The sequence below is a fragment of the Aquimarina sp. KJ22-3 genome (genome assembly GCF_055808215.1).
Genome location: NZ_CM147859.1, coordinates 2708707 through 2723449, shown reverse-complemented (window position 1 = coordinate 2723449; position 14743 = coordinate 2708707). Strand labels below are relative to the sequence as shown.

14 protein-coding genes are annotated in these 14743 nt (G+C 35.2%); 8 read left to right on the top strand and 6 right to left on the bottom strand.

The features are described 5' to 3' along the window. The first annotated feature begins 1 nt into the window (after position 1). Positions 2-916, top strand: a complete 915-nt coding sequence (locus AC0L3Q_RS12520; RefSeq protein WP_473279690.1) for a DUF5777 family beta-barrel protein — start codon at positions 2-4, stop codon at positions 914-916. 11 nt (positions 917-927) lie between these two features. Next, positions 928-1149: a hypothetical protein gene (locus AC0L3Q_RS12515; protein ID WP_473279688.1), complete on the top strand. Its 222-nt coding sequence runs from the start codon at positions 928-930 to the stop codon at positions 1147-1149. Between the two features lie 317 nt (positions 1150-1466). Here AC0L3Q_RS12515 and AC0L3Q_RS12510 read toward each other — a convergent pair whose 3' ends face one another. After that, on the bottom strand, positions 1467-2576 hold the full coding sequence (locus AC0L3Q_RS12510; protein WP_473279686.1) for a LamG domain-containing protein: 1110 nt from the start codon (positions 2574-2576) through the stop codon (positions 1467-1469). Between the two features lie 128 nt (positions 2577-2704). Between AC0L3Q_RS12510 and AC0L3Q_RS12505 the strand changes: the two genes are divergently transcribed. Then, on the top strand, positions 2705-3973 hold the full coding sequence (locus AC0L3Q_RS12505) for a hypothetical protein (RefSeq protein WP_473279684.1): 1269 nt from the start codon (positions 2705-2707) through the stop codon (positions 3971-3973). A gap of 669 nt (positions 3974-4642) precedes the next feature. Here AC0L3Q_RS12505 and AC0L3Q_RS12500 read toward each other — a convergent pair. Then, on the bottom strand, positions 4643-5389 hold the full coding sequence (locus AC0L3Q_RS12500; protein ID WP_473279682.1) for a toll/interleukin-1 receptor domain-containing protein: 747 nt from the start codon (positions 5387-5389) through the stop codon (positions 4643-4645). 193 nt (positions 5390-5582) lie between these two features. Here AC0L3Q_RS12500 and AC0L3Q_RS12495 point away from each other — a divergent pair, with 193 nt between their 5' ends. After that, positions 5583-6020, top strand: coding sequence for a DUF4231 domain-containing protein (locus tag AC0L3Q_RS12495; RefSeq protein ID WP_473279680.1), 438 nt, complete (start codon positions 5583-5585; stop codon positions 6018-6020). Here AC0L3Q_RS12495 and AC0L3Q_RS12490 read toward each other — a convergent pair whose 3' ends face one another. The 3 genes from AC0L3Q_RS12490 to AC0L3Q_RS12480 all read right to left on the bottom strand — a co-directional run bounded on the left by AC0L3Q_RS12490 (position 6021) and on the right by AC0L3Q_RS12480 (position 7594). Beyond that, entirely contained in the window at positions 6021-6845 is an 825-nt protein-coding gene (locus tag AC0L3Q_RS12490) for a hypothetical protein (RefSeq protein ID WP_473279678.1), read from the bottom strand. Positions 6846-6847: 2 nt separating this feature from the next. Further along, the gene (locus tag AC0L3Q_RS12485) at positions 6848-7090 is read right to left on the bottom strand and encodes a hypothetical protein (RefSeq protein WP_473279676.1); all 243 of its coding nucleotides are present in this window, start codon (positions 7088-7090) and stop codon (positions 6848-6850) included. Between the two features lie 162 nt (positions 7091-7252). Beyond that, positions 7253-7594, bottom strand: a complete 342-nt coding sequence (locus AC0L3Q_RS12480) for a hypothetical protein (RefSeq protein ID WP_473279674.1) — start codon at positions 7592-7594, stop codon at positions 7253-7255. A 114-nt stretch (positions 7595-7708) separates the two neighbouring features. On the opposite strand from AC0L3Q_RS12480, the gene AC0L3Q_RS12475 reads away from it, so the two are divergent. The 3 genes from AC0L3Q_RS12475 to AC0L3Q_RS12465 all read left to right on the top strand — a co-directional run bounded on the left by AC0L3Q_RS12475 (position 7709) and on the right by AC0L3Q_RS12465 (position 10293). Then, positions 7709-7918: a hypothetical protein gene (locus tag AC0L3Q_RS12475; protein WP_073313560.1), complete on the top strand. Its 210-nt coding sequence runs from the start codon at positions 7709-7711 to the stop codon at positions 7916-7918. A gap of 189 nt (positions 7919-8107) precedes the next feature. Further along, positions 8108-9217, top strand: a complete 1110-nt coding sequence (locus AC0L3Q_RS12470; RefSeq protein ID WP_473279672.1) for a hypothetical protein — start codon at positions 8108-8110, stop codon at positions 9215-9217. 8 nt (positions 9218-9225) lie between these two features. Beyond that, on the top strand, positions 9226-10293 hold the full coding sequence (locus tag AC0L3Q_RS12465; protein WP_473279670.1) for an Ig-like domain-containing protein: 1068 nt from the start codon (positions 9226-9228) through the stop codon (positions 10291-10293). A gap of 55 nt (positions 10294-10348) precedes the next feature. Here AC0L3Q_RS12465 and AC0L3Q_RS12460 read toward each other — a convergent pair whose 3' ends face one another. Continuing rightward, positions 10349-13591: a M14 family zinc carboxypeptidase gene (locus AC0L3Q_RS12460; protein ID WP_473279668.1), complete on the bottom strand. Its 3243-nt coding sequence runs from the start codon at positions 13589-13591 to the stop codon at positions 10349-10351. A 267-nt stretch (positions 13592-13858) separates the two neighbouring features. Here AC0L3Q_RS12460 and AC0L3Q_RS12455 point away from each other — a divergent pair, with 267 nt between their 5' ends. Then, positions 13859-14740, top strand: a complete 882-nt coding sequence (locus tag AC0L3Q_RS12455; protein ID WP_473279666.1) for a hypothetical protein — start codon at positions 13859-13861, stop codon at positions 14738-14740. Positions 14741-14743: the final 3 nt, after the last annotated feature.

Sequence of the window (14743 nt, the reverse complement as noted above, 5' to 3'; positions counted from 1 at the left end):
TATGAAAAAACTAATTATATTTTTTACCATTCTAAGTATTGGTAATACGATGTATTCACAGGACCTCTTTGACATACTTGATGAAGAGACTCCGCAAACCAAAGAGTATGTTACCGCCACATTTAAAGGCACTAGAATACTTAACGGACATTCTGTTGAGAATAGAAAGAAAGGTGTTCTAGAATTCATCATATCTCACCGTTTTGGAAGAGTAAATTCAGGTTTTGATGAATTGTTTGGTTTGGATCAATCTAATATACGCTTTGGCTTTGAGTATGGTCTTACAGACGATTTAATGATAGGAGTTGGTAGAAGCAGTTTTGAAAAGGCTTATGATGCATTTTTCAAATACAAACTCCTTAAGCAAGGAATTGGTAAAAACGCTTTCCCGCTTTCGGTATCTGTATTTGGGAGTGTTGTATACAGAAGTGTAGACGATTTTGAACCAGGAAACGAACCTAGCGAGACTGATCGTTTGTTTTATACCTCTCAGCTTCTTTTTGCAAGAAAATTTAGTCCTGAATTTTCTTTACAAATTATGCCAAGCTTCATCTATAGAAACTCAGTAGCTATACAAGAAGATCCTCATGGTATTTTTGCAGTCGGAATTGGCGGACGTGTTAAGTTAACCAAAAGAATTTCTCTAAATGGTGAATATCACTATACTGTTAATCCTCTGGAGTCTATCGATGCCACTAATTCATTGGCATTTGGAATAGATATAGAGACTGGTGGACACGTATTTCAAATCATTCTCTCCAATTCTATTACTATGATCGAGAAAAGTTTTATTACCGAATCTACAGATGATTTTTTTGAGGGAGATGTGCATCTAGGTTTTAATATTTCCAGAGCTTTTCAGTTCGGAAAAAACAAGAAAAAGAAACTGAAAGCAATCCAAGAATCTAATGAGTAAAACCATCTATTATGATCAGAAAAAAATACAAAGTAACGGGAAAAGATGTAGACGATTTTATGATCATGCATGGTGGTGCTTATCAAGCTTATATATATGCTATTCTGGATAGCTTTCTATTCGAAAAAGGATATTCTAAAAGAAAACTAGATCATCTGAAAGTCAGACTTCAAAAATGTAAAGAAGAATTTACCTATCAAAAACATCTCATGTTTACTCAGGACTTTTTCTAAATATGGAATTTTTGAGTACTGCTGAAGATCTATCAAAAATTTATGTAAGGAGTCGCTTTTTTAATTCGAACAACGAACTATGTGCTGTATCGAATACAGAATTGTACTGGTTTGATTACCATCAAAAGATGGCTGTAGCTCCACCAAAAGATATATTTGGGAGATCCTAGAAGTAAGGGCTTGTTTGCCCCTTTACCTGTACGGATATGTGCTAGTGATCTTAAATATCCGTGCTGAACCATAAAGCCTCGACAATGTCGAGGCTTTATTTCGTTAATATTTTGAGGAGGATTCTATTGTATCTATGATTGAGAAAATTAATTCACCACAACACCAGAAGGATCAGTAAACTTACCGGTTACCAGCCAACCTCCAAAATCTTCGGAAACTGCCAGTAGAAGAATATTTTTTCCTTTTTTTAGGTTTAGATATACTGCATCAAAAAGACCAATAGTTCCTAGATATCGGTAATCTCTTGAACGCCATCTGTTGTTTCCTTTATAAATAGGTTGATCGTTGAGTATGACCACTGCCCTATCACTATATCCAAATTCGAATAGTTTGGTTTGCTCTTTATCTGAGTCGATCACCAGTTTTGCAAAAACTGTATTCTTTTTGGTCCCATCTCTCAGTAATACTTTTCTTGCGATGTTGGCAGCGGTACCCTCTTCAATTTGTACTTTTCCTAACCACTTTCGAGAAGTTATCAATCCCTTTATGTTAGCTAAATTGCGCAACTGTGTTTCTTCAAACTTATCCGAAATTTCCCATGCCGATACCAATCCATCTATAGGTTTTCTTTCATGTACTTTAAAATCCACTAGTTGAGTAGCGGTCTTGTCAATAGTAAAATTGGCATAATGCATAGGATTCGGCCCACCTCCACTGATAGCTATCCTTCCTTCTTTGGGTTCTCTGACCAAATTCCAGCATAAATGAGGTTTTTCTGAATAGTCAAAAAACACTTGTGCTCTTTTTCCATTAACTACCAATTTTACATGAGTCCAATCGTCATAATTATAATCGTAGGGTACAGAATAACTCGGACCAAAATACAATTGCCAGGGAGAAAGCCCATTTATTACAGGAGTTCCCTGATTAGCATCTGGTTTACCAGGTAGGTGCGCTCGTATATAAAAAGACTCCATATTATTGGCATCCACCGCTCGAAATCGAACTCCCGGAAAACCTTGACGTTCGTTGAGAAACACGTCAAATTCTATTGTACCATTCAAAAAAGTAACATCCTTCAGTGCAGCCATACCCCGTTGCATGTATAATGCATCTTTTCCTTTATAGCTTTCTAGCACATAAGATTGAGCATTAATTTCCCATTGTACAGTATCCAAAGGAAATTTCTGCTGTGCATATATGTTGAAAGAAAAGAAAGTACTTAAAATCAAAATTGAAATTGCTCGTATCATCATTTTTTGTTGTTTGTTGATCTCAAAATTCGAAGATTAGATGTAGACCACGAAAACAAGTTCATACAAGTTCATACAAGTTCGTTCAATGTTGTTCAAGTCATAAATTTTGATCAATTTTGTTAGTGTCTATGAATAGGTATCCAGAATATCATTTAGTACAGCAATGTCTGCTAGAGATTGAGAATCGTCTTGATTGGGGATCTTCAGATTCTTGGCATAATGATGTATTTATTGAATTGAGTGAGCATATTCAAAAAGAGACTCAGGTTAACCTTAGCACAACCACTTTAAAGCGGGTTTGGGGTAAAGTAAAGTACCAAAATGCTCCTAGTATTAGTACACTTAATACCTTATCTAAGTTTGCGGGTTATGAAAACTGGAGAGACTTTAAAAACAAGAAAGAGCCAAAGAAGAAATCCTCCTTGATAAAAGATAAGGTGTTTCAAAATATGGGAATTATTGTTGCAGCTGCAGGGATTATGACCTTTGCCTTCATTTCGTTCTTCTCCATGGTGAGTACCAAAAATGATAATATCCAACCATTAGACCTTTCAAAAATTCAATTCAAAAGCAGACCTATTTCCAAAGGGCTGCCTAATTCTGTGGTATTTGATCTGAATTTGGATAAAATCACATCGGATAGTATTTATATTCAACAGTTTTGGGATAGAACCAAAACTGTAAAAATAAAACCTAAACAAAAACAAGCCACAGGGATCTATTATTATCCAGGGTATTTTAGAGCGAAATTACTAGTCGATGGAAAAATTATTAAAGAACATGATTTGTTCATCGCTTCGGATGAATGGATGGGGACGATTGATTACGAACCCATTCCTAAATATATCAATGTTAACGATACAATGAATGGTCCTTTATCATTTTCAGATACTTTTATTAATGAAATAAGGGGAAATAAGGATCCAATCGTCTCTACCTTCCACCTGGTTAAAGATTTTAATATGTCAGGAGATGATATGACTATTGAAACTACAGTAAAAAATATTTACAACGAAAAGTGGGCCGTTTGTCAAACTCTTCGAATTGTAGTCTTAGGAAGTTCTGGCGCTATGATAATTCCTTTTTCAATACCTGGTTGTGTGTCTGATATTAATCTTATGCTCAACGATGTTTATGTAACAGGAAAAGAACATGATTTATCTTCGTTAGGAACAGATTTATCCGATTTCAAAAAACTAAAAATAAACGTTGAAAATAATAAGGTAACTGTATACATTGAAGATCAGGAAGTATATAGTAATAACTATCATCAGTCTATAGGGAAATTTGTGGGTATCCGATATCGTTTTTTAGGAGCGGGATCGATAAAAGGACTTACGATAACCGATCGAAAAACCAATCAAATCGTTTTAAAAGATCATTTTTCTAAAATATAAGTCATCTGATTTCTAAATTTTTATACTGTAAATCCACAAAAGATTGGCGGTTTCTACTCTTTTATTTTTCCTGTTAAAATCGTAAATTTGCAACATAAAATTTAGAACAAATGTATCCATTATTTCTTGATTCTATTTTGTTCCATCCTTTCTTCAGGGCATAGTTCCAAAGTGCCCATTTTTAGAAGGGTACGATCAAAATTCATTGCTATAAATTATCTAAAAAACCAATTGTTTTGTATGCTCTATAGTGAGCAAAAAAGTACGATTCACAAGTTGATATTAGATAAACCATTCAAAATTAAGAAATTAACAATTTACACCCCTAAATAAATTGTGATTTTCGGCACAAGATTTGCTCTAAAAAAAGGAATATTAATTTTTAAAAGTTTAATCATGTACAAACCAATCTTACATACTAAACTAGGTGATGATCCTGGGACGTTGGCAGTACATCAGTCATTGACTGTTTCAATTTACCGTACCGTCTGGCGAAGGATTATTAATACCCTTATGACAGAAAAGTTTACAGATTTGGTAAAGAGAAGTTTAATGACCATTGGTGGCCACGTAAGTTTGTATTTGAGTTGGTTTGCTTTATGTTCCGTCTCGCTCAGGACGTAAAACAGGAGTAATTAAGGCGAGCCAACCAAGTATTGTAAACAAGACTCAAATAGTATAGTATTCTTTTATAAAAGTAGTGCCAAAATCGGTTATTTTATAATACGAGAGTTGTTCTACCTTAGTTTTGGTAAGGATACCTAAGGCTTCCAATTCATGGATAACACGTACAACATTTTTTCTTCGTTCTATTTTAGAGCGTTCGTATACTTGTTTAATAGTTAATCCTAATTCTTCAGTATGCATTCTAAAAACAGAAATAACACTGGCTCTTACTAGTGCTGCTTGATATTCTTCTAATGAAGGAAGATTATCAACGATCGGAGAAGAAGAATCATTTGTAGGAAGTGACAATACTCTTTTTACTTCTTGAGTTACCTTTACAAAAAGTGCATCTCTTTGACCATCATCCATAGCAACCAAAGGTTCTGTTGGAGGATTAACGGTCTGAAATTTTGATATAGCATCTATATCAGAAAACATACAATGACTAATAATGATGGGAAATATATAAGCCCCCTCCTGCTCTGCTGCAGTCAGTAATGCAGGAAGCTCTTCATTATTTATAAAATCGGAAGCAATAAAATTAGCGCTTACCATAAGTATGGCTATTTTGGTATTGCTAAGTGCTTTGTATATTTCATCCCGCCAATCCGCACCAACTTCAATTTTGGAATCTTCCCAAATCGTAAATTGATACTCTCGTTCCAGATAACTAAGATGTACCCTAAGTAGGTCGAGCCATTTTGCATCTTTTTTGCTGTAACTAATAAAAACACCTTGCCTATTGCTCATTATGATTTTGTATGGTTAATAATTTGGACACTATACAGTATCCATAAATATTTAAAAGTTATTACAATGACTGACGATATGAGTAGTTAAAAGTAACTAGATTTCTGTTAAAATAAAACAAAACAAATCATCGATAATAACCTTATATTTATATTTTAATTTTTCTTAAAAACAAACCTCTTAAAACCTAGATATGAACCAAGAAGAATATATTGAACAACGAATTGATAATCAATTGCATTGGTATAGCGCAAAAAGCATGATCAATAAAAAAATGCATTTAGGAACTCGTGGATTGGTTATCATTTTTTCTGCATTTATTCCTTTTGCAGCAGGTTTTTCTGAAACGCATCCGGATCACCTGTATTTGAATTATCTGATTGGAGTATTAGGAATGTTGGTGGCTATTATTGCGGGAGTATCTGCTTTAATGAAATATCAGGAAAAGTGGGTCAAATACCGTTCTACAGCTGAAGCACTGAACCGCGAAAAATATATGTTTATGACCTTATCCGGAAATTATCGTGATGAGAAAGATCCTTTTCATCTATTGGTGACCAGAGTCGAAAACATAATTGCTTTGGAAAACACCATGTGGAGTGAATTTATGAACGAAGATGAAAAAATATAATTATCGAGCCAGTGTGATCCCAAAACTTATTGCATTGTTACGCCTAAATAATGGTTCTTCCTGACCATTAAAGTAGGTAACATTCAACCCTATATTCGGAGTTACATACACGTCAAATTTACTACTAAAATAGAAATACGTATCATCTTCTGAAGCCAGTAAATCATCAGCATATACGTGATTAAATTTAAAAGTACTGATCCAACTGATCCTTTTGTATTTTCGATCTTTTGGTGAAACTGCATTCCAAAAATTAGCCCTCAAAAATAAGGGTAAAGTTATCCTGCCATACTGTTCACTATCTACCTCTATTTGATTTCTAAATCCATTCGCATTGGTAACTCCAGCCAGGAAATTGATCAAAATAGCATCATTTAGAAATTCATATTTGACATATGCATTTAAGGAAAGATAATGCAAATTGTTTTTAAAGCTCTTGTCGGCTATCATTTCTGGCGCTCCTTCAAGATATAATGAAAACAAACCAATTGCAGTTTTTTTGAAATCATACACCAAACCTACCGGGATTCCCAAAGAAACATTATTTGGAGCACTAGAGATACCACTTCCGATATTTACATCTATAGAAGGTTTGATATAATATCCCCAGCCTTTTTCACCTAAAACTTCGTTTACAAAATAATACCCTCCTGCTCTTTCACTTTGACCAGGAATTCTATTTAGGTCTAGTGTTAAACTCACCGTAGTAGAATCATTAGACACAAAAGTTTTACCATACCCTAAGGAAAAAAGGCGTTCTTGTCCATAGGTGCTCGCAATACATCCAAGTGCAAACAATATCAAAATCGATTTTATGATTTTCATAATTAATTAGAGTATGCGTTAATTCTGGTTACTATATCCTGTATTCTTTTCAGAACAGTAAATAAATCATTGGTGAGTTCTGTAGTTTTTACTTGCGTAAACTTTCGTTTTAACTCTCTAGCTAAACGATCTGCCATAAATGAAGAAATAAACTTATCGATTGGATCCGTTAATTCTATCTCATCAAAAGCATATCGGCTATTTTGGGCAATAACTTCTTTTACTCCTTTCTCTACGATATCCATGGTTAATAAATAATATGTGTGAACTTATATTGATCATTTCTTAGTTACCTAAAAGTATCAATTCATTAATGCTTCAGCAAATTAATTAGCATAAAAAAAAGGAAAACAACGGGGAGTCATTTTCCTTAGAATATAGGTTAGTTCAGGGTATTAATTATATTGTTAGTTCCCAGCTAATAACACATAAGAATCGGTTACAGGTGAGATCGTATAGTCTTTTACCTTTCTTTCTTTTTTCAAATACTTATCAGCCTCTTCAAAAGCTGCTTCTAAAGCACTTATCTCAGAGTTTTCATCTACAGAAATCGTTTTCGAGATCACTCCTCCATTAGTATACTCAATACTTATTTTCCACTTTTTAACAGAGTGTGCATTTTTCTTTCTGTAGCTATCTTCTCCTTCATTCTTTTTACGTTCCGTCTTCTCTTTCTCATTTTCAGTATTTGATGCAAATACATTTCCAAAAGTCAAGCAAAATAGCGCAATAGTTAGTACAAGTTTCATAGTTGTGATGATTTGAATTTCTATGTTTCAAATATACAAATATTATTTGAATAATCAAATATTTTTTTAATAAAAATTTATTTGTATATTTGATTCCTTTTATCATATATAATAATGGCTAACAAAAAATTAAATAAACTGCTTAAAAGAAGTAAGGGTTCAAAAACTGTTTACGGAATTTCGAAGGCACTTGGTGTAAGTCCTCAAGCTGGAGACTATGTTGTAAAGCGAAAAGACCTAGCCAAAGATTTTGCTCGTCTTAAAAGAATTGCAGATTATATGGAGGTAGATATTAAAGACATTATAGATTTTAAAGAGCAATAGATCTCTTCGGTATTTCTTCTCTAATTTGATCTATATTTTACTGTACCGTACTCCTATTCATACAGTAACCTGTTGGTTTTAAGATATATTTAATACTACTGCAAAGCGTTTTTTGGTATTTCTTTAACTCTAGCCACAATTCATTTTATATACTTTTAGAGAAATTCGTCACTCTCTAATTACTATATCATGAAAACATTACTCGTCATTATTATCTCCTTATTACTTTCTATTACTTCTATTTTTGCAAATGAAACCTCTCCTTTAAAAGTTGGTTTCACAGCGGGAAATCCAGAAGTAACTTCTATCAATGCCATGACTTTTGGTCCTGAAGGAATTTTATTTATTGGAGATAGTAAATCTGCTCAGGTAGTCGCTATAGATCTTAGCGCACACGCAATGACAGATAATTCTAAAGTAAGAATAGACAAACTTGATAAGCAAATAGCAGACATGCTGGGTGCGGCTATAGATCAGGTACAAATCACCGATATGGTGGTTAATCCAGAAAACAACAACATTTACATTTCTGTAATGCATGGATCAGGAAACCCTCTACTTCTAAAAGTTGAAAACAATGAATTAAAAGCGGTTGCTTTGGACAATGTGTCTTTTACCAAATCTGAAATTACAGATCCTGTATCTAATGAAGCAAAAGATCGTCGCGGACGGCAACTTCGCAGATGGGCAGTAGCCGATATCAAGTATACCAACGGAAAAGTATTGTTATCCGGACTAAGCAACAAGGAATTTGCTTCTACGTTTCGCTCTATTGATTTTCCTTTTAACAAAAAGCAGAACTACGGTTCTTTAGAAATTTATCACGCAGCACATGGAAAGTATGAAACCCACGCTCCTATCAAAACATTTTTGACTGCTGATATTGCTGGAGTTCCACATATCGTTGCAGCTTACACTTGCACACCTCTTGTAGTTTTCCCTATGAGTGATGTTAAGCCAGGACAACACACCAAAGGAAGAACAATTGCCGAATTAGGTAGCGGAAACTCTCCTTTAGATATTGTTGAAGTAAAAAGTGATAATGCCCATTATCTATTGATCTCTAATTCGAATAGACCTTTAATGCGGTTAGATTTTGATGATTTAGAATCTTTTAAGGCTTCTTTGACAGAGCCAGTAACCATAAAAGGAGCTGCAGTAGGTGTAGATTATGTAAATATGCCGTTTGTTAATGTACAGCAATTAGATGCCTACGATAAGGGATTTGTTATGATTCAAAGAGAGTCTTCGGGCAACTTAGCGCTAAAACATGGGAGTCCTTGGTGGTTATCAAAATAAAAACGCCAATGAGAACTCATTTTAAAAAAGCATTACTTCTATTGTTATTTATAATCTGTTCTATTCCGGAGATGTTTTCTCAAGCATCTCCGGAATTTAGTTTTAGCAGAGATCATATTATCATAAAGGAAATTGATGAACCCAACAAAGTGCTAAAAGTATATCGCGGTCATCTTCTAGGAGATGAAATAACGAAGACCAGGACAACTATTTTGGGCAAAACTATCCAAGAAAAAGGTCAAATTCGCTTTACTCCTTTTGTGCCATTCAATTGGGAACAAGATTACACCCTTGTATATAATGGAATCTGTGCATATTTTCATCTGAAAATCCCGGATGACTATCAATTTCTATCTGTAAAAGGTGTTTATCCATCAGCCGATGAAGTACCTGCTAATCTTTTGAAATGGTACGTTCAGTTTTCAAAACCCATTAATGAAACCGCTATCTATGATCATATTCATTTTTTAAATAGATCTGGAGATACGATACCAAGAGCGGTATTAGGGTTTACCAATGCGTTGATAAGTGAAGATAGTAAACTTCTTACCGTTTGGATAGAGCCAGGCAGGCAAAAACGAGATCTAATCCCTAATCAAGAATTGGGTCCTGTCTTTGTAGAGGGCAAAACGTACACACTAGTCATTTCCGGAATAAAAGATCAAGCTGGAGTACAAATGAAAGATCATTTTACTAAACAATTTCAAGTTGTTAAAGCGGATCGCCAACAACCTGATATTCATAGCTGGAAAATTACTCCTCCAAAGCGCAACACGCGGTCGCAATTAATCATTGATTGTAAAGAATCTCTTGATTACCGAAGTACCATAGAAAGCATGCAAATTGTAGATAGCAACAATAATCAAATCGAAGGAAATTGGGAATTTTCAAACAAAGAATCCACATTATCTTTCAATCCTTTAAAAAATTGGAATAAAGAAAGTTACACTGTTTTATTCAATCCTAAACTAGAAGATCTTGCAGGAAATAATTTGGATCGATTATTTGATCGAAAAGTAGGAGAATTATCTTCTTCGGCAGTTAACGAATACTCGTTGAATTTTAAGGTTCAATAAAAAACGAGCTTTGAAGAATTATCAAAGCCCGTTTTCTACATGATTATATTGCTCGTTACATTTTAATAAATCGATTCGTCCATTTATTTTTTTCCTTATTGATTTCGATAACGTATAATCCATTAGGCAATGTGGATACGTCTATCTGTTTCACTTCCATCATTCGACCTTGTAGTACATTTTGCCCCACATAATTAAATATTTGATAATTCGCATCCTTTAACTGCTGTAAACCTCCAATATGTAGAGTATTACCATAGATTGGGTTTGGGTAAAGATTAACCTTATTTGATAAAGGTATTTGCGCGATGTCATTTTCTTTAGACACCACACCACCAATATTTACGGTGTAATCCTCTACTTCTCCATAAGTAAAGGTTTCGCATGGCCCTTGTGCTGAATTGTATTTCATAGACACACGCATCCTGGTATTACCCGATAATGCCGTTGTTGGTACTGAGAACGTATAGGTTTGATCAGCGCTGCTATTAGTAGATTCTGATACTACTTGTTCTGCAGCATCAAAGGTGCCATCTTTATTATAGTCAATCCAAACACTCCAAAACTCAGTGTAGGCAGTATTCACAAAATCAACACTCAAAGTAATTGAATTAGAACCATAGGGTACATCTGCTATTTGAGCAGTGAAATCCGCATATCCTCCATTTGCTCCCGTAGGATTATTAATTTGATTTAAGGCCACCAAATCTATATATTCATAGTTTACATTATTCCCTTGTGAGTTACAATATGTAATTCCACCATCGATCGTGGTCGCGTTAATGACATTACTCGAAGGAGAACTATTTCCTGCTCCATCTTTGGCAATAACAGAAAAGCTATAAGCAGTATTTGGGGTCAATCCACTGGCAATATGAACAAGACCATCCACGGTAGCGATTAAATTGGCTCCCTGATATACTTCGTAGGCGGTAACACCAATATTATCTGTAGCTGCCTCCCAAGATAAGGTAACACTATTGGAAGTGATATTGGAAGAAACTAGGTTTGTTGGTGCAGTTGGTGCTTCGGTATCCACTGTAGAAGATATAACACGAATATTATCGATAGCCATATCACTACGCCAACTTGATCCTGTTACTCCTTTAAACTGAACCTTTACCACAGATCCCGTATATGATGAAATATCTAATGAAGCCTGGTTCCATGAATTACCTAAATTTCCATTTTGGGACCATAATGAGGTATAATTTGCTCCGTCATCATTGCTAATCAATACTTCAAGACTTCCCATGGTCGCTCCATACATATGATATCCAAATTCTAAAGTCGCTCCCGATAAGCTGGATAAATCTATACAGGGGCTATTCAAAATTGCTGTTTTATTAGGGCTTCCTGGCGGAGATACATTGGTAGAGGCCTCCAGATACAAATAAAAACTACCATCCTGAGCAGAAGACGGTCCTGTGGTTTGAGAAGGTGTTCCTCCAGAATCTCTGGTCCAATTAATATCATCTCCAGTTGCATTGGTCCACACCCCTAGGTCGGTTTCAAAGCTTTCTGTATAAGGAAAAACACTAACCCCAGCACAGGTTGGAACATCGGTAGTAGTAAATGTAACAGAAGCACTGTAAGGTGAACTCACTCCTCCAGAACAATTACTTCGTACCTGAGCCTCATAATCTGTAATTGCATTCAAATTAGTTAAAGCCAAACTATTTGTAGCTGTAGCAACTGTAGTCCAGTTTGTGGTTCCTACTTCTCGATATCTTACATCGTAGGTAGCACCAGTGCTAGAATTCCAGTTTAAAGTTGCTGTAGAAGTTTGGATACTGGTTGCTTGTAAACCATCTGGAGCTTGCCCCGCAATAGGATTCAATTGTACATCTTGCACTACAGTTGCAAAATCGGCTATAGTAACCCCAGTAACGGTAAGAGGCTCATAACAATCTGCTTCGTATTTAATATCATAAGTCCCTGCTTTTATAGGTCGATAATAATCTCCTTCTGGCATTTCTGTAGGAACCCAAGATTCGAAACCTTCCTTTCCGATTACCGTCACCTTAGCATCTACAGGTTGGTTGGTAATCGCATCGGTGACTACTCCACGAATTCCGTAGGTAACCTGTTTTAAGTATGCAATAAGTGCGTCTTCATTATAATTCCAAAAGTTCACCAGTTGACTGGCTGGAGGGGTCTTGGCATTGGATAACTCGACCGTCACCTCTCTACCTTTTTTAAAATAAATTTGATAATCTTGTCGGCCTCCTTGCACCTCGTACCAATCATATCCATTGGTAATTCCATTATTTAGCGCATCAAAATATCCTGCAGGGCTATTTGCTTGGCATAAATCTCTATACTCTTCTGAAATATGCACAAAATAATCCTCATCTGGATGTGCTCCTGCAAAAGTATCCCAAGGATAATTTACCAGTTCTATTCCTCCATGAAAATTAGCGGACAAGACAAAATGCTTAGCGTCTGCTAAATTCATAAACGCCAAGGTTTCGACTTGATAGGCGTTCCCATCCGGATTCGGACCATCATCCGGATCTGGATAATTCCTATTAAGGTCTACATTATTTGCATTACCTCTGGTAGCATTGGCAACAGACGTATTGGTTGGACTATTACGAAATGTTCCATCTGGATTCGCCAAAGGATTGATCCATACTTCACTAGTATCCAAAAGGTTTTTGATCTCTGCGTGACGAGGATGAGAAGTATCCTTATATGCTGTTAATAATAAATCAATTAGATTAAGCATCATTGGATATCCTGCTATTTCGTCTCCATGCATTGAAGAGGTGTACATGACCCTGGGTTCTTGTTCATTACTATCTACATTATCCGATAATTTTACAAACAACAAAGATTTATCACCTTCGGTTGTGGCTCCTATATTTTCAACTTTACATAAGGTGGGATTGTTTGTTGCAAAATCGTTCATGATGCTCACATAATCTGCATATGTTGGATAGGCTGTTAACGGAAATGTTGCTGCCTTTACTGTGAGATCAGAAGTCATCGTTCTATACCCAATCACATTATCCTCTGGATTTACCGAGAAAGGGATTTTTTTAGCTAAAAAAGAAGCGAATTGATTAGCATCAGCCATTACTTTAACCGTTCTTGTAAGATCATCGTAATAAACAATTGCTAGTTCTTTGGTAATCGTATTGAGTTCTGATTTGTTGGAGATTACAAAATCAAAAATAACTTCTCCTTTAGTATTTAAATACGTTTCAGCGAGTTGTTGGTCATTTTGTTGCCCGAATAGTGTGCTACTTACGGTAATTACCACCATAAGCAACAGAATTACACTTTTTTTCATGGTTTTAAGAGTGAATTAAGTGAGTTAAAAATTGGTTTTAATTGTGTAAAAATATTGTTAATACTAAAGGTACTGTGAATTCTTCAGAATAAAAAATATGATTTAAACGATTGACTTTAAAACAAATACTACGAATAAGTGTAAACATCAAATCTCTGGCAAAAAAATATCCGATCAAAATAGTTATCTTAGAAGAGTCTAATTACCTCAGATTTTTGCATGTCTTATAGGGCGATGCTGATAACCAACTTTTGAAACACATATATTATGGCTTACGACGATATTTTTCTTATTGCAGTACAAGAACATTTACTATTTCATAAGATCATTGAAGACGATGAATCGGTAACAAACCGTAACTTAAAAAACCATATTATTGACTTTCAAGATAAGGCTGGTATTTATACCGATGGTATCATCGGCCCAGAAACGCTTTGGGAGCTTCAGTATCCTTATGTAACCAATACCAATAAATTAAATTGGGTTCGATGCGATGCTGATAAAATTGGAGGCATCGAAGGCTTTGATCATTTTATATTACGAGAAGATGCTGCAAGGCAATACGACTTACTAAGACGAGAAATTGTAGATCGTGGCGGTAAAATTACCAGTAGTGGGGGTAAAAGATCATTAACCGCAGGTGTAAGCAGCCATAGATCTGCCAAATCGATGCATTATCCGGGGCTAGCATTCGATTTATCTGTTAACTCTGGTTTTTTCTCTCCAAAGACAGACCCTTTTGTAATGGTAAAAAACAAAGGTGCTAATCCTGAAAGTTATTGGCAAGTATATTGTCGTGCCAGCGGAGGGGATCTTATTGAAATTGAAGCTACCTATTGGGATAGCTGGGGATCTGGTAAGGATAAAAAAGTTAAAATTAAGGATCGGTTTGTTGATTTTACGAGTACCGCAAAGAAATATGGTTTCTATCCAATCCCGCCTAGAAGAGGATACACCAGACCAAGCAACAAAAAATACCTAAGCTCAGAATGGTGGCATTTTCAGGCGAATCCTCTACTTATTCCTGGGTTTTCGCAGTTTGGTATAGAGTTATTAAAACTGGAAGACTACAGCGCTTCATTTATCAAAATGCAAAATCGTAGTATTTGGGAAAATCGAAAATCTATTTTTAGAAAAACCTGGTGGTAAAGA